Genomic DNA, 15,121 nt, shown 5'->3' on the forward strand with positions numbered 1-15,121 from the left:
GGCAATGTGCACAGTCATGAAGCTCGCCTTCCGTGGGTGGTGTCGACGACGCGCTGCAGCCGGGTTGCGACGGCAGCGATGTGTTCGGGATCCGCACCGGTCCGGTCCAGCACCTCGATACCCAGCGCGACCACATCGCGCGCGGCACGCAGTACCAAGGCGTCGTCCAACCCCTCGCGGGCGGCCGGGAACCAGCGGCCCGCAGCAGGCTCGGCCGCGGCCAGCACCTGGTCGATCGGAGCGGACATCAGTGCGGTGAGCAGCAGGGTCGGGGCGATCCACCCGTCCCCCGGCTGTGCGTCGAGGTAACGCACCTCGAGGTACCCGCGCGGCCGGACCGGCGGGAACAGCGTGGACAGGTGGTAATCGAGATCGTCGTACGTCGGTCTGTCGCCGGGCAACTGTCCGTCCGCCCAGGCCCCGAACGTCAGCCCGGTGGGTGCGTCCCACGTGTCGCCCCGTCGCAGACAGAGGACCGGCGCCTCCATCGCCGTCCGGGCCCAGGCTGCGGCCGGGTCGGCGTCGAGCGGCGGCGGCTCGGTGAACGGGGCACACGTGCCGAACGTCGCCTCCGTGCGGGCCGAGGCCCAACCGGTGTCCGCACCGGCACGGCGGCGGGAGTTGGCGAACAGGCCGACCAGAGCGGGACCGAGGTCGTGCAATGCGCGCCAGCGGAATGCGGTCTGGTCCGACTCACCGGCGTCCAGGCAGATCTGCAGGCCTGCGGTGCTGCACATCATCCGCGGCCCGTGCGGTCCGAGGCGCTGGAAGGCGCGTTCCATCGCGGCGTACCGCGGGACGGTGAGGATGCGGCGGGGTGTTCGGAAGGGGTCGAGGCCGTAGTCGCCCGGGACCAGATCCGCATCCAGCAGCAGAGCCGTCAGCTCGGCCGCGTCGGCGGCGGTGTCGTCGATCAGCTGCGGGATCGAGTCCGACGCGGGGCCGGAGATCTCTACCTGGCCACCCGGCTCCACGGTGACCACCGCGCCCCGGCCCAGCGGCAGCTGCGGACTGCCCCTGACCAGGCTCGCGGGGGCGTGCACGCCCAGGGCTTTGCTCAGTCGGCCGGCGTCGAGGGGCCGGTGCGGATCATCCGCATGATGCACTGTCCACTCGAGCTCGACGCCGTACAGCCGAGGTGGACCGTGCTTGAAACAGACCATCGCGACGTAGCCCTCCGCCTCGGCCCGGGAGCCGATCGGAGTCGTCGCCGGAGAACCACCGGACGAGGTCACGTCAGCGAACCTAGCTCCGGCCCAGGGGCTGGACAACCGACCAGAAATTACCTGCCGGAGACGTCTGGGGTGTGTGTCGACTCATGCCGACCATGCTTCCCGAGGCCACCGACAGTTTCTGGCCGGATCCGGACCAACGCAGCCCTGGTTCAGCTCTCAGCGAAATCAGGTCAGCGGAAGCGCGGACAGGTGGTGCACGCAGCCACGTTCGGCAGGACGTAGAAGTAGCAGCACGACGTACGCAGCTTCGCCTCCAGCGACACCCCGAACGCCGTCGCGGCGCGGTCGGCGTACGGCGCATCCTCCGGCAGCCGGATCGCCGCCCGTACCTCGTCGTCCACCGCTCCGAACCGCTGCAGCGACCCCAGCTTCACACCGGGTTCGTAGCTGTCCAGAAACGCCTTGGTGTGGTCCTTGATCTGTGTAGCCGCCGTAGCCACCGGGACGACCTCGTCCGACAGCAGCGCCACCGCGGCCGGGTAGTGCGCAACCGGGTGCCGCTTGAACGCCAACGCCGCCGGTGACACGTCCGGTGACATCCCGGCGACTGCACTGGTCACACCTGCGACCAGCGACGGCACCTGGACGTACCACATGAGCGTGAACATGGCCGCGACCTGCACTGGCGGCTCGATCGAGTAGTCCCGTGCGTAGTCAGCTGCCGCGGCCGCGCGCCACGAGTACGTCGGGTCACCGCCGGCCTGCTGCTCCGCGATCAGGTCCGCACACGAGACCCAGTCGGGCCCGGGCACCGCGTCCGCGGTACGCACGGACAGCCAGCTGACCGAGTCAGCCAGGACCTCCGCCAGACGGCTCGCGGTGTAGCTCATCCAGCCAGCCTACGATCCGGTACGACGACCGGTGCGCCGCCGACCTCCACCACGGTGGCCTTCAACCCGAACACCTCGTCCAGCAACGTCGCCGTCAGTACGTCGACCGGACGGCCCTGCGCAGCGATCTGCCCATCCCCCATGACCACCAGGTGGTCGGCGTACTGCGCTGCCAGCGTCAGGTCATGCAGCACCGCCACGACGGTCCGTCCCGTCGTTGCGGCCGCGTGGACCACATTCATCACGTCTACCGCGTGTGCGAGGTCCAGGTACGTCGTTGGCTCGTCGAGCAGCAGGTGCTGCGTCCCTTGCGCCAGCACCATCGCGATCCACACCCGCTGCCGCTGGCCGCCGGACAGCTGGTCGACTGGCCTGTCACGGAGCTCTGTCAGCTCTACTGCCTGCAGCGCCTCGTTGATCGCGACATCGTCGTCACTTGTCAGCCGCCCGAACAGACCGCGATGCGGATGCCGTCCCCGCGACACCAGCTCGGCAGCAGTGATCCCCTCCGGCGTCACCGGCCCCTGCGGCAGGACACCGAGCTTGCGGGCCAGTTCCCGCGCAGGCAGCTGGTGAATGTCCTTGCCGTCGAGCAGTACCCGTCCACTCGCCGGAGTGAGCAGTCTGCTCATCCCACGCAGCAGCGTGGACTTGCCGGACCCGTTCGGCCCGACAACTGCAGTCAGCTGACCAGGCGGCACTTCCAGCGTCAGTCCGTCGACCACTGGCGCGTCAGCGCCGTACGCGAGGGTCAGGTTCTCGACGTGCACGGTTCAGCGTCCCTTCTGCTGACGGCCGATGAGGTGAAGCAGGTACGGCGCTCCGCACGCAGCCGTGACCACGCCGACAGGTAACTCGTACGGACCGACTTGCGCCCACTGCAACCCATTCCGCGCCAACAGGTCAGCCAGTACGACGAACAGCGCGCCCAGCATCGCAGTGGTCAGCAACGGAGGTCGTTCCATCCGGGTCAGGCGCAGCGCGACCTGTGGCGCCACCAACGCGACGAACGCGATCGGACCGGCCCCGGCAGTAGCCATCGCGGCCAGCACCGTCGCGATCACCAGCAGCGCCACCCGGATCCGTGCCACCCGGACGCCGAGCGAGGACGCCACATCGTCACCGAGAACCAGCGCGGACAGGTCCCGGTTGAACATCATTGCTACCGGCAACAGCAGCACAACCGCGATCAGCACGGGAACGGCGTCACTCCAGGCCCGTGAGTTCAACGACCCAGCCAGCCAGGCAGCCGCCCGGCCGGCGTCGTTGACGTCGCCGATCACCAGCAGCCAGGCGACCAACGAGTTCGCCGCGGCCGCGATCCCGACGCCGATCAGTACGACCTTGCCCGCGTCCACCACTCCGCGCTGGATCGACAACGCCCCGACGATCAGCGTGGCCAGCAGCCCACCGAGGACCGCGGCCAGCGGGATCCCGACCTTGGCCGCGACGCCCGAGATGTTGCCGCCACCGGTACCCGCGAGCACGATCACCGCGACGGCGCCCGCGGACGCACCGGAGTTCACACCGACGATGTCCGGGCTGGCGAGCGGGTTGCGGGACAGCGTCTGCAGGAGCGCGCCGGACACGGCGAAGGCGATACCGACGAGCAGACCGGTCGCGATTCGCGGCAGGCGCAGTTCCAGCACGACGAGCCGGGTGCCGCGACGGCCGCCACCGAGCAGTACCTCGACGACATCCGCGAGCGGGAGTTTCGTCGTACCGACGCTCAAGGAGACCAGCGCGACGACGATCGCAAGGGCCGCGAACAGGACGCTGAGGACAACCGTCCGGGACCTCACAGGGCCACCGCCCGGCGACGTACGACGAGCACGAACATCGGGGCGCCGACGATGCCGAGGACGACCCCCGCCTGTACCTCGCCCGCGCCGCCGACGAGACGGCCGACGAGATCCGCGAGTACCAACGCCGTCGCACCGATGACGCCCGCGGCCGGGATCAGCCAGGTGTTGCGTGCACCGAAGATCCGTCGCGCGACATGACCGGACAGCAGGCCCAGGAACCCGATCGGGCCGCATGCCGCGACACCGGCAGCGGTGAGCAGCCCGATCGCGCCGAGTCCGAGAAGCCGAGCCCGGCGGATCGACAGCCCGAGACCCGCGGCCACATCGTCGCCCAGAGCAAGCATGTCGAGATCACGGGCATTGACCGCAGCGAGCAGCAATCCGATCACCGCGAACGGCAGGACCTGGCCGGCGACATCCATCCCGCGGCCGGCCACGGACCCGACCGCCCAGAACCGGTAGCTGTCCAAGGTGTCCGCATCGAGGAGCACGATGGCGGACGTCAGGGCACCGAGGAGCGCTGCGACGGCCGCGCCCGTGAGCGCCAGGCCGACCGGAGTCGAGCCAGTGCCCCGCGACGCCAGTTGCTGTACGGCGAACGTCGCGATCAACGCGCCCAGCAAGGCGGCCCAGACCGTCGACGAGACGGACTCGACCAGGCCGACCTGGAGTCCGAGAACGACCGCGAACGCAGCGCCGGAGCTCACACCGAAGATGCCCGGCTCGGCCAACGCATTGCGGGTGTGCCCCTGCATCAACGTGCCGGCGATCCCGAGACACAGCCCGATCAGGACCGCGACGACCGTCCGCGGGAAGCGCAGGCTGCGCACGATCACGTCGGGATCCGAGCCGGTGTTCGCGGTCAGCGCGTGCCACAACGCCCCCGGTCCGAGCCAGCGTGAACCGAGCGCAAGGCTCGCCGCGAACGCGAGCACCAGGACGGCAACCAGGGCGAGGAGTGCGGCGGCCCGGCGTACCGGTCGACTCGCAGTGGGAGTGGCGGAGCACATATGGTTAGGTTTGCCTTACTTCGCTGTGGTCGTGAGTCACCTTATCCCGTCGCTTGTCCCGTCGCTTGGAGACACCAGTGCGCCTGCCCCGCATCACCGCTCTGCTCGCTGTCGCCGCCCTCGCCCTGTCGGCCTGCGGCTCCTCGGACCCTGATGATTCCGGCGATTCGGCTGATTCGGGCGGTGCCGCGAACGCCGGGTTCCCGCGGACGATCGAGCACGCGATGGGCAAGACCGAGATCAAGACCAAGCCGAAGCGGGTGGTCGCGCTCGACACCAGCTACGTGGACGCGACGCTGATCCTGGACACCCCGGTCGTCGGGTACACCGACTACCGCACGATCAACGGGAAGCTGCCGGACTACCTCGGCGACGACCGGACGACGTACGGCTCCGAGGCCCAGTCGGTCGGCACGCTCGCCGAGCCCAACCTGGAGAAGATCGCCGCGCTGGACCCGGACCTGATCATCAGCGCGAAGGTCCGGCACGAGAAGCTGTACGACCAGCTGTCCGCGATCGCGCCGACGATCATGTCCGAGACCACCGGGGCGACCTGGAAGGACAACATCCGGTTGGAGGCCAAGGCGGTCGGCGCGGAGGACCTGGCCGAGAAGGAGATCTCGGCGTACGAGCAGGCCGCGAAGACGGTCGGCGCCGCGATCAACGCCAAGGCCGGTGATCCGACCATTTCCGTCGTGCGGTTCGTCGACGGCCCGACCCGGCTGTACCAGAACGCGAGCTACTCCGGGATCGTGCTCAAGGACGCCGGCCTGAAGCGGCCGAAATCGCAGGACGTCGCCGGCTTCGCGCTCGAGATCAGCCCCGAACGGATCAAGGACGCGGACGCCGACGCGATCTTCGTGGCGACGTACGCCGACGACAAGGGCCTGAGCAAGAAGACCGAGGCCCAGTTCAAGGCCAACCCCCTCTGGAAGCCGCTCGCCACCAAGGTCCACGACGTCCCCGACCTCACCTGGATGACCGCCGTCGGCCTCCAAGGCGCCTGGTCCATCCTCACCGACCTCGCCAAGACCTTCGACGTACCAGGGCCCGTCAAGCCCGCCTGATCAGCCGGTTATGGTGCGGGTATGACGGCTCTGACGCGGTGGCATGTCGGTCCGTGGACCGCTCGGGGGACGCGGGTCGGTGAGGTTGCGGTGCCGGGGCGGCGGCGGACGAATGACGAGTTGAACTTCGATGTCGTCGGGCTGGCGCGGATTCTCGGACGGCGGTTGTCGGGGCGGGACGAGCTCCAGGTGCGGCTGTGGCAGAACGAGTTGCGGCCGACGCATACGCGCCAGTGCGGGGTGCACACGCTGGCGGATCCGGACAACGCCCGGTTGCTGCGCGAGACCGCGCAGGAGGCGCTTGCCTGGTTGGGCGAGCGCGCACCGACCGGCTACGAGTTCGTCCTAACGGACGCTGTCGAGCTGCGCCCGCTCCTGGACCTTTCCGCCCCGGTGGTCGCCGTCGAGGCAGTCGTACAACTCGCTGGTTTCCCTCTCCCGGCGGCTCGTCTGGCAACAGCTCACGTACGTCGGTCAACCACAGGTGACTGGTACGCCGGGGACGCGGTGTGCAACTGGTCCGGCCCGCACACCACGCCCGACGAGGCGGTAGCCGCCGTACGCCGTGCCCGTCACGAGTTGGTCGAGCAATTATGCGCCGCGGGACGTGACGACCTCGCCGACACCGCGCCCCGCTGGCCGGATGTCCCGGTCGAGTCCGACTAAGCGCTGGTTTCCGGAAGTTTTTCGGCAGCAGGTGACTGTTTGTTTCCGGAAAGCGGCGTTGCCAGGTGTCGGTTGAGGAAGGCGAGCTCTACGTCGACCACCTGTTCGTGGGCGTCGAGGAAGGGCGCGTAGTGGTTGCCGGGGACCTGGAGTACGTCGGCGTTCGGGGAGCTGGCGGCAGCCTTGAGAGTTGGTGCCGCCAGGGCGGACTGGTCGTTCTCGCAGACGACGTACAGGATCGGGCATCGCACCTTCGCCGCGTACTTCAACGGGCGGTAGAGCGCAGCGGGGAAGACCGAACGGGCTGCGATCGCCTGCTGCCAGTCGGGGTAGCGGTTGCCGGGGTTGAGGGTCGCGTTGCTGAGCTGCGCGTCCGGGGTGTTGAGCAGCGCCACCGTCCCAGGCGGGCCGGCGAGATCGACCAGGCGAGGCGGGCGGCCGAAGAGACCGCCGGCCAGGTCGAGCAGGCTTCGGCCGATCAACCGGAGCGCGCTGCCGGGCGTCTGATAGCGGGAGGCGTTGCGGGTCACGGTCGGGCCGTCGACGTTGGCCGACTGGGCGATCGCCGCCGAGATGCCGAGGTCTTCCGCGGCGAGCTGCACGATGTACCCGCCGGGTAGCGAGAACGCCCAGATCGCCACCCGTTCGACGCCCGGGAGCGTGTTGGCGTAGGCGATCGCGGCCCGCCAGTCGGCCAGCTGATCGGACACGCGGGCGACCTGCCGCGGTTCACCCTCGCTCTCGCCGAGGTTGCGGTGGTCGAAGGCCAGTACGCCGAACCCGGCCGCGGCGAACCGCTCCGCGAACCGGTCCGTCCCCGGTTCCTTCGTGACGCCGAAGCCGCCGGTCATCACCACGCACCCGCCGTTGGTCCCCGGGTAGTGCCAGGCCGCGCACGCAACGCCGCCACTCGTGAAGCTCACCTTCTCGCGCATACCGGAAGTGAACCACGTGGTTCGCAAAACGTCTAGGCCCGCTCTTCACGCTCCAAGGCGCGTACCAACGCTGCGAACCCGGCCTCGATCCCGGCCGCGTCCCCGCTTGTCCGCCACTCGATCAGGAAACCGCGCAGGGTCGCCAGGATCAGCTCCGCGACCTCGGCCTTGCGCTGCTCGTCCCACTCGTCCGGACACAACGACAGCAACGTCGGCAGATACTGCCGCGACGCCGAGCGCGCCAGGTCGGCGTACCGCCCGGCGTCGTACATCGCCAGCCCGATCGCCTGATCCAGCACCCACGACTCCGCGCCGATCAGCGTGGGCCACATCGAGCGGACCCGCTCCGCCAACGACCGGTCGCCCTGCTCGGTCGCGGCCGCAAGAGCCCGGCTGATCCGGCGTTCGCGCAGTTGCAGCACCGCCTGCGTGAGCAGGTCCTCGGGTCCGTCGAAGTGGTACAGCAGCACCTTGTGCGTCGTACCGGCCGCACGCGCCGCGCGCCGGAGCGAGAAGTCGACCAGCCCGTTGACCCCGAGGTCGTCCGCCACCTTGTCCAGCAACTCGCGCCGCCGCGCCTCACCCCGCGGCGACTTCGCCGACCGCCGATACCCCGTACGCTCCTCCGTCACCCGGCCAGTATCTCTAGCTGAAGCCAGCGACGATGTAGCCGACGCCGTACGGTGCTGCTTCGTAGGTCAGGTCGCCGGAGAGCGACGTACCTTCGAGGGCTCCGGCCAGCACCTGCCACGGCGCGCGTCCGGCTGCTTGCAGCTCGGCCGCGAGGTCGGGATCCAGGGCTTTGAGTACGTCGAGATCTCTGTGGTGCAAGGCGTTTGCGACGGTTGTGTCGAAGATCTCCGCGCGCGGGTGGAGGTGTACCGGCGAGTGCTCGCTGCGGCGGGCCGAGCCGTCGCCCATCACCAGCAGGCCGACACGATCGTTGCTGTCAGCAATCTCTCGCCCGAGTCGTACGCACAAATCGGGCGCGGTGTCGGCGGGGACCGCACGATAGGTGCGCGGTAGCTGCGCGGCCTTCGTCTGCTCGAGCAGCCAGCCGCCGATCGCCAGCGACAACGGGAGGACGGGCGGGCCCGAACCGATCCGAACGCTGGGCGCGCCATAAGCACCAAAGGAGCCGCTGGCCGAAGCGTCGAACGTGCGCGGGCCCGAGTCCGTGGCGGCGCCGATCACCAGGATGTGGTCCGCGGTGGCGAGTGATTCGACAGCTGCCAAGCAGGCGGCGCGCAGGTCGTCGAGCTCGGGTGCCGCTCCGGACGCGACCTCGGGCACGAGGAGCGGCGGATGCGGGCACACCGCGGCAGCGACGACAGACACGACTCAGGCCTCCCGGACGTAGCGGAAGAAGAAATAGTCATCCTCCGCCGACAGCGCCCTCTCGAGCTTCATCCGCCGGGTGAGCGTCGACGGAGCGCCGGCGATGATCCGGCTGGATCCAGGCCCCGCCAGCAGCGGCGCCAGCGCGAGGCACAGCTCGTCGACCAGATCGGCCGCGGTCAACGCACCGAGCAGATGCGGCCCGCCCTCGGACAGGATCTGCGTCATGCCGCGCGCGGCGAACTCCTCGACGACCGCCTTGAGATCGACTTCGGCCTCCCCGAGGACGAGCACCTCGGCCACCTCCGCCAGCGCTTCCCGGCGGTCCTCGGGTGAGCTCGCATGCGTGACGACGATCGGCTGGACGGCGGACTTGAACACCGGATTCACCGGACTCAGCTCGAGCCGCGACGACACGATCGCGAGCGTCGGATTCTCGGCGATCCCGGCCGCCGTACGCCATTCGCGCGCCTTCGCGGACAGCTTGAGCGGGTTGTAGCCCTCGTCGCGGATCGTCCCCGCGCCGACCAGGACGACGTCCGCCAACCGCCGGATCATGCTGAAAACCCGGCTGTCGGAGTCACTCGACAGCGCCTTCGACTGGCCGTCGATCTCGACCGCGCCGTCCAGGCTGCTCACGAAGTTCGCGCGCAGGTGCGGCACCGCACGGTCGGCGACCTCGTAGGCCGCGATCAGTTCCTCGTCGCTCAGATTGTCCAGGTGGCGCATCAGGCCAGGCTCCTTCGGGTTCCAGCGGGCTGCGCGGTTCCACGCAGTACGGCAATGAAGTCGAGGGCTTGCCGCGCGGCCGGTACGTCGTGCACGCGGAAGACGCGGGCGCCCAACCAGGCCGAGACACTGAGCGCCGCGAGGGTACCGTTGCCGCGCTGTCCCGGCGGCAGTTCGAGGGTCTCGCCGATGAAATCCTTGTTCGACACCGCGACCAGGACCGGCCAGCCCGTGGCGGCGAGTTCGTCCAGGCGGCGGGTCAGCTCGAGCGAGTGCAGCGTGTTCTTGCCGAAGTCGTGCGTCGGGTCGATCAGGATGCCGTCCGGCCGGACGCCGGCGGCGAGCGCGCGGTCCGCGAGGGCGGTGGTCGTCCGGATCACATCCGCGACCACGTCGTCGTATGCCATCCGGTGCGGATCGGTGCGCGGCGAGAGGCCGCCGACGTGACTGCACACCAGCCCGGTGCCGGACTCGGCGGCGGCGTTCACCAGGTCGGGATCGGCACCGGCCCAGGTGTCGTTGATCAGGTCGGCGCCGGCCTGCGCGACCTGCCGGGCGACTCCGCTGCGGTACGTGTCGACGCTGATCACCAGGTCCGGGTGCCGAGCGCGGATCGCGGCCACGAAGTCCACGGTCCGGCGGAGCTCCTCGGTCTCGCTGACCGGTTCGCCGTACCCGGCCTTCACGCCGCCGACGTCGACCAGGTCGGCGCCCTCGGCGACGGCCTTGTCGATCGCCGCGAACGCCGCGTCGGTCGCGTACGTCGCCCCGCGGTCGAAGAACGAGTCCGGCGTCCGGTTGACGATCGCCATCACCGCGAATTCGCCCGGACCGAACGACCGGTTGCCCAGGCGCAGCACTCCATCGCTCGTGGTCACGCGACCGACTGTACGGGGCGGACGTGCAGGCAGGCACAACCCCCACGCGGAGCACCGGAAGGGGCCGTTTCCGGCAGTTCTGCCTGCCTGGGCGGCCACCCACCTACCCCGTCGCCCCCATATCCTATAGGATTCGACCGTCAGACCGCCCACCGCAGCAGATCGGGTCCTCGATGCCACGATTCACCGAGTTCGAGACGTACGACGTCCGCTTCCCCACGTCACTGGACCTGGACGGCTCCGACGCGATGAACACCGACCCGGACTACTCCGCGGCGTACATGATCCTGCGGACCGACGCCGGCGACGGCCTCGAGGGGCACGGGTTCGCGTTCACGATCGGGCGCGGCAACGACATCCAGACAACCGCGATCGAGGCGCTCCGCGAGCACGTCCTCGGACTCGACGTGGACGCCACGCTGAACGACCTCGGCGGGTTCTGGAAGTCGCTCGTGCACGACTCGCAGCTGCGCTGGCTGGGCCCCGAGAAGGGCGTCATGCACATGGCGATCGGCGCGGTCGTCAACGCGGTGTGGGACCTGGCCGCCAAGCGGGCCGGCGTACCGCTGTGGAAGCTGCTGTCCGACCTGACCCCGGAGCAGATCGTCGACCTGGTCGACTTCCGGTACCTGACCGACGCGCTGACGCCGGACGAGGCGCTCGACATCCTGCGCAAGGCCGAGGCCGGTCGCGCCGAGCGGGAAGCGGTACTGCGGGAGCGCGGCTACCCGGCGTACACGACGACCCCCGGCTGGCTCGGGTACGACGACGCGAAGCTGGTCCGGCTCTGCCACGAGGCGATCGCCGAGGGGTTCACGCAGATCAAGCTCAAGGTCGGCGCGAACCTGGACGACGACATCCGCCGGATGCGGCTGGCCCGCGAGGCGGTCGGCCCGGACATCCGGATCGCGGTCGACGCGAACCAGCGCTGGGACGTCGCCGAGGCGATCACCTGGATCGAGGCCCTGAAGCCGTACGACGTCTGGTGGGTGGAGGAACCGACCAGCCCGGACGACATCCTCGGGCACGCCGCGATCGCTCGCGCCATCGCCCCGATTCGAGTGGCGACCGGTGAGCACGTGCAGAACCGGATCGTGTTCAAGCAGCTGCTCCAGGCCGAGGCCCTGTCGATCCTGCAGCTCGACTCGGCCCGGGTCGCGGGCGTCAACGAGAACATCGCGATCCTGCTGCTCGCGGCGAAATTCGGCGTACCGGTGTGTCCGCACGCGGGCGGGGTAGGACTGTGTGAGCTGGTCCAGCACCTGTCGATGTTCGACTACGTCGCGGTGAGCGGTTCGCTGGACGACCGGGTGATCGAGTTCGTGGACCACCTGCACGAGCACTTCCTGGACCCGGTCGTGATCCGGGACGGGCACTACGTGGCACCGGTACGGCCCGGGTTCGGCGCCGAGATGGACGCGGAGACGCTGACCGACTTCCGGTTCCCGGGTGGCAAGATCTGGACAGACCTGGCAGAGGAGAAGAAGTGACGGATTTCGCCGGCCTGCGGGCCGTGGTGACCGGTGGTGCCTCGGGGATCGGCCTCGCGGCGGCGCAGCTGCTCGCGGCGCGCGGCGCCCAGGTGGTCGTGTTCGACCTGAAGCCTGAGGTCGACGTGCCGCTGACCGGGATCGCCGCGGACGTCAGCGACGACGGCTCGGTGCGGGACGCGGTCGCCGCGGCCGCGCTGCAGCTCGGCGGGATCGACGTCGTGGTGAACAACGCCGGCATCGGCGCGCAGGGCAACGTGACCGCGAACGACGACGCCGAATGGCACCGCGTGCTGGACGTGAACGTGGTCGGGATCGCGCGCGTGACCCGGGCCGCGCTGCCGCACCTGCGGAAGTCGGACGCGGCCGCGGTCGTCAACACCTGCTCGATCGCCGCCACGGCCGGCCTGCCGAACCGGGCGCTGTACTCGGCCAGCAAGGGCGCCGTCCTGGCGCTGACGATGGCGATGGCCGCGGACCACGTCCGCGAGGGGATCCGGGTGAACTGCGTGAACCCCGGTACGGCGGACACACCGTGGGTCGGACGTCTGCTCGACGTCGCGGCGGACCCGGCCGCGGAGCGTGCCGCCCTCGAAGCGCGCCAGCCGATGGGCCGCCTGGTGTCGGCCGACGAGGTCGCCCAGGCGATCGCGTACCTGGCCAGCCCGCTGTCCGGGTCCACCACGGGTACGGCGCTGGCCGTCGACGGCGGGATGCAGAACCTGCGGATTCCGGCGGCCCGCTGATGCGGATCTTTCCGGAGGGTCAGCGCGTCGGGCTCGGCAGTGCGCCGCTGGGCAACCTGCTCGGCGAGGTGCACGAGGCGGATGCACTCGCGGCCGTGAACGCCGCGTGGGACGAGGGGTGGCGGTACTTCGACACTGCCCCGCACTACGGACTCGGGCTGGCCGAGGAACGACTCGGCAAGGCCCTGCGGGACAAGCCGCGGGACTCCTATGTCCTGTCGAGCAAGGTCGGCCGGATCATCTACGAGGCCTCCGACGCCGCGACCGACGACGAGGGTTTCGAGATCAGTACGACGCGCCGGCGGCGGTGGGATTTCTCGAGGGACGGCGTACTGCGGAGCATCGAGGACTCGTTGCGGCGGATCGGGACCGATCGGCTGGACGTGGTGTTCGTGCACGACCCGGACGACCACTTCGAGGAGGCGGTCGCGACGGCGTTCCCGACGTTGATCGAGCTGCGCGAGCAGGGCGTGATCGGCGCGATCGGGTCCGGGATGAACCAGTCGGCGATGCTCACCCGGTTCGTGCGGGAGGTCGACATCGACGTGATCATGCTGGCCGGCCGGTACACGTTGATCGATCCGGACGGTCTGGACGACGTACTGCCCGCCTGCCTGGACAACGACGTGCAGGTCGTTGCCGTGGGCATCTTCAACTCCGGGCTGATGTCGCAGCCGCGACCCGCGGCGGGAGCCACGTTCAACTACGAGCCGGCGGCGCAGGCGCTGATCGACAAGGCGAACAAGCTCGCGGACGTGTGCGAGTCGCACGGCACGACGCTTCCGGCGGCGGCCATCGCGTTCCCGTTGGCACACCCGGCGGTCGCTGGGATCGCGGTCGGCTGCCGCACCGCGGAAGAGGTCCACACCAACGCGGCCCTCGCCCGCACCGAGATCCCCCCGGCCCTCTGGTCAGACCTCAAGTCGGCCGGCCTACTACGCGAGGACGCACCTACTCCCTAGGCCCACGGCGCCGGCCGGCTCGCTACTCTTGTCGCGATGGCCGGTCGCATGCTGCGGTTGCTCGGCGTACTCACTGTAGTCGCCGGGGTGTTCGCCATGCACGGACTCACGTCTCACCACGATGCCGCGATGGCCGCGCCGGGGATGGTGATGACACATACCCAGCAGGCCGGGGCGCCGGGCGGGGTGCATGTCGATCCGTTGGACGAGATGCACGACATGGGCGGCGCTTGTATGGCGGTGTTGACCGGGCTCGTGCTGTTGCTCGCGTTGGCGCTGGGACTGCGGAGTCAGCTGGTCTGGCGGGCAGTGTCGCTGCCCGCCACGAGTGCACGGTTCGTGCTGGGAGAACGGTCGCCGCCCCGGTCGGTGCGGTCGTTGGGTGTACTGCGGATATAGGCCGACGTGCGCCTGTTCCGCCGTACCCGATTTCGACGCCCCCTAGGAATGTGATGACGCACGTCTACCGTACGACCGCGGCTTCTGCCGCCCTTCTCGCCGCCGTGTTCGGCCTCGCCGGCTGTGGTGACTCGGATGCCGGCTCGATGCCGGGGATGAGCCACGGCAGCCCGAGTACGCCGGCATCCGCCGCGGCTGCTTTCAACAACGCGGATGTGGCGTTCGCGACGCAGATGATCCCCCACCACCAGCAGGCCGTGACGATGGCGGACCTCGCGTTGCGGAAGGCAACGACCGCGGAGGTGCAGAACCTCGCGACCGCGATCAAGGCCGCGCAGGCGCCGGAGATCCGGCAACTCTCCGGGTGGCTGACCGCCTGGGGCAAGCCGGTGCCGACACCGAACGAACACAGCGGTCACACCATGACCGGGATGATGAGCCCGCAGGAGATGGACGACCTGAACCGGGCGACCGGCAGCATGTTCGACCGGATGTGGGTCGAGATGATGATCAAGCACCACCAGGGCGCGGTCGCGATGGCCAAGACCGAGCAGACCAGCGGCAAGGACGCCGCCTCGGTGGCCTTGGCGAAGAAGATCCAGACCGCCCAAACCACCGAGATCGCCACCATGCAAAGGCTCCTGGGCCGCCTCCCGGCTGCCTGATCGTTCGCTGATGGGCCGGGTTTCGCGACCCGGCCCGTCAGCCGTTCAGGCCGGCTGCCAGACGACCTGCAATCCGTCGCGTCGGGCGATCTGCTCGACCCGGTGCGCTACCCGGGCGCTCTGCTGGTCGAGCTCGGCCGGGTCCTCCGCATCGAGCCGCAGCACCAACTCCTGAGGGCCGGCACGCACCGACCAGGTCGCCGTACCGAGGTCGACGACCAGCTCGTCGGCGGACGTGGACAGCACCGTCAACCCACCCGGGCCGTGCGCCATGTGGCTCGTCAGCTGGGCGAGATACCGATCCGCACGCGCCGTACCGAGCCGGGCTTCGAGAGCCGCCACGACATCCTCCTTTTTCGAGACACT

At 69.6% G+C, this 15,121-nt stretch carries 18 protein-coding genes; 7 read left to right on the forward strand and 11 right to left on the reverse strand.

The features are described 5' to 3' along the window. Nucleotides 1-14: 14 nt before the first annotated feature. The 5 genes from EV651_RS13000 to EV651_RS13020 form a co-directional block, all read right to left on the reverse strand. Nucleotides 15-1,235 carry a glutamate-cysteine ligase family protein gene (locus EV651_RS13000; protein ID WP_133785410.1) on the reverse strand — a complete coding sequence of 407 codons (1,221 nt, stop codon included), beginning with the start codon at nucleotides 1,233-1,235 and terminating at the stop codon, nucleotides 15-17. A gap of 170 nt (nucleotides 1,236-1,405) precedes the next feature. Then, nucleotides 1,406-2,065: a (2Fe-2S)-binding protein gene (locus EV651_RS13005; RefSeq protein ID WP_133785411.1), complete on the reverse strand. Its 660-nt coding sequence runs from the start codon at nucleotides 2,063-2,065 to the stop codon at nucleotides 1,406-1,408. Beyond that, complete coding sequence (locus tag EV651_RS13010) at nucleotides 2,062-2,835, reverse strand: ABC transporter ATP-binding protein (RefSeq protein WP_133785412.1); 774 nt, start codon at nucleotides 2,833-2,835, stop codon at nucleotides 2,062-2,064. Before EV651_RS13010 ends, EV651_RS13005 begins: the two co-directional genes overlap by 4 nt. Before the next feature lie 3 nt (nucleotides 2,836-2,838). Next, nucleotides 2,839-3,867, reverse strand: a complete 1,029-nt coding sequence (locus tag EV651_RS13015; RefSeq protein ID WP_133785413.1) for an iron chelate uptake ABC transporter family permease subunit — start codon at nucleotides 3,865-3,867, stop codon at nucleotides 2,839-2,841. Further along, entirely contained in the window at nucleotides 3,864-4,880 is a 1,017-nt protein-coding gene (locus EV651_RS13020; RefSeq protein WP_133785414.1) for an iron ABC transporter permease, read from the reverse strand. Before EV651_RS13020 ends, EV651_RS13015 begins: the two co-directional genes overlap by 4 nt. Before the next feature lie 77 nt (nucleotides 4,881-4,957). On the opposite strand from EV651_RS13020, the gene EV651_RS13025 reads away from it, so the two are divergent. Beyond that, complete coding sequence (locus tag EV651_RS13025; protein ID WP_133785415.1) at nucleotides 4,958-5,947, forward strand: ABC transporter substrate-binding protein; 990 nt, start codon at nucleotides 4,958-4,960, stop codon at nucleotides 5,945-5,947. A gap of 21 nt (nucleotides 5,948-5,968) precedes the next feature. Then, nucleotides 5,969-6,613, forward strand: coding sequence for a hypothetical protein (locus EV651_RS13030; protein ID WP_133785416.1), 645 nt, complete (start codon nucleotides 5,969-5,971; stop codon nucleotides 6,611-6,613). Here EV651_RS13030 and EV651_RS13035 read toward each other — a convergent pair. Genes EV651_RS13035 through folP form a run of 5 tightly spaced genes read right to left on the reverse strand, consistent with a single transcriptional unit; the run spans nucleotide 6,610 to nucleotide 10,427 of the window. Beyond that, the gene (locus tag EV651_RS13035) at nucleotides 6,610-7,548 is read right to left on the reverse strand and encodes an alpha/beta hydrolase (protein ID WP_133785417.1); all 939 of its coding nucleotides are present in this window, start codon (nucleotides 7,546-7,548) and stop codon (nucleotides 6,610-6,612) included. The two genes, EV651_RS13030 and EV651_RS13035, sit on opposite strands and share 4 nt — an antisense overlap. Nucleotides 7,549-7,580: 32 nt before the next feature. Further along, a complete protein-coding gene (locus EV651_RS13040) occupies nucleotides 7,581-8,180 on the reverse strand; it encodes a TetR/AcrR family transcriptional regulator (RefSeq protein ID WP_133785418.1) in 600 nt (199 codons plus the stop codon). Nucleotides 8,181-8,193: 13 nt separating this feature from the next. After that, on the reverse strand, nucleotides 8,194-8,886 hold the full coding sequence (locus EV651_RS13045) for a class III extradiol dioxygenase subunit B-like domain-containing protein (protein WP_133785419.1): 693 nt from the start codon (nucleotides 8,884-8,886) through the stop codon (nucleotides 8,194-8,196). 3 nt (nucleotides 8,887-8,889) lie between these two features. Continuing rightward, nucleotides 8,890-9,615 (reverse strand): pyrimidine reductase family protein, encoded by a 726-nt coding sequence (locus EV651_RS13050; protein ID WP_133785420.1) that lies wholly within the window; start codon nucleotides 9,613-9,615, stop codon nucleotides 8,890-8,892. After that, nucleotides 9,615-10,427, reverse strand: coding sequence for a dihydropteroate synthase (folP, locus tag EV651_RS13055; protein WP_133785703.1), 813 nt, complete (start codon nucleotides 10,425-10,427; stop codon nucleotides 9,615-9,617). Before folP ends, EV651_RS13050 begins: the two co-directional genes overlap by 1 nt. Nucleotides 10,428-10,666: 239 nt before the next feature. Here folP and EV651_RS13060 point away from each other — a divergent pair, with 239 nt between their 5' ends. From EV651_RS13060 to EV651_RS13080, 5 genes are read left to right on the forward strand one after another with little or no spacing between them, the layout of a single operon-like run. Continuing rightward, entirely contained in the window at nucleotides 10,667-11,983 is a 1,317-nt protein-coding gene (locus EV651_RS13060) for an L-fuconate dehydratase (protein ID WP_133785421.1), read from the forward strand. Continuing rightward, nucleotides 11,980-12,729, forward strand: a complete 750-nt coding sequence (locus EV651_RS13065; protein WP_133785422.1) for an SDR family NAD(P)-dependent oxidoreductase — start codon at nucleotides 11,980-11,982, stop codon at nucleotides 12,727-12,729. The genes EV651_RS13060 and EV651_RS13065 overlap by 4 nt, the downstream gene beginning before the upstream one ends. After that, complete coding sequence (locus tag EV651_RS13070; protein WP_133785423.1) at nucleotides 12,729-13,691, forward strand: aldo/keto reductase; 963 nt, start codon at nucleotides 12,729-12,731, stop codon at nucleotides 13,689-13,691. Before EV651_RS13065 ends, EV651_RS13070 begins: the two co-directional genes overlap by 1 nt. Nucleotides 13,692-13,727: 36 nt before the next feature. Further along, nucleotides 13,728-14,090: a DUF6153 family protein gene (locus tag EV651_RS13075; RefSeq protein ID WP_133785424.1), complete on the forward strand. Its 363-nt coding sequence runs from the start codon at nucleotides 13,728-13,730 to the stop codon at nucleotides 14,088-14,090. Between the two features lie 53 nt (nucleotides 14,091-14,143). Then, a complete protein-coding gene (locus EV651_RS13080) occupies nucleotides 14,144-14,755 on the forward strand; it encodes a DUF305 domain-containing protein (RefSeq protein WP_133785425.1) in 612 nt (203 codons plus the stop codon). A 45-nt stretch (nucleotides 14,756-14,800) separates the two neighbouring features. On the opposite strand, the gene EV651_RS13085 is transcribed toward EV651_RS13080, so the two are convergent. After that, complete coding sequence (locus EV651_RS13085; RefSeq protein ID WP_133785426.1) at nucleotides 14,801-15,097, reverse strand: DUF2218 domain-containing protein; 297 nt, start codon at nucleotides 15,095-15,097, stop codon at nucleotides 14,801-14,803. Between the last annotated feature and the right edge of the window lie 24 nt (nucleotides 15,098-15,121).

Origin of the sequence: Kribbella sp. VKM Ac-2571 (genome assembly GCF_004362255.1) — a bacterium.
Lineage (GTDB): Bacteria > Actinomycetota > Actinomycetes > Propionibacteriales > Kribbellaceae > Kribbella > Kribbella pratensis.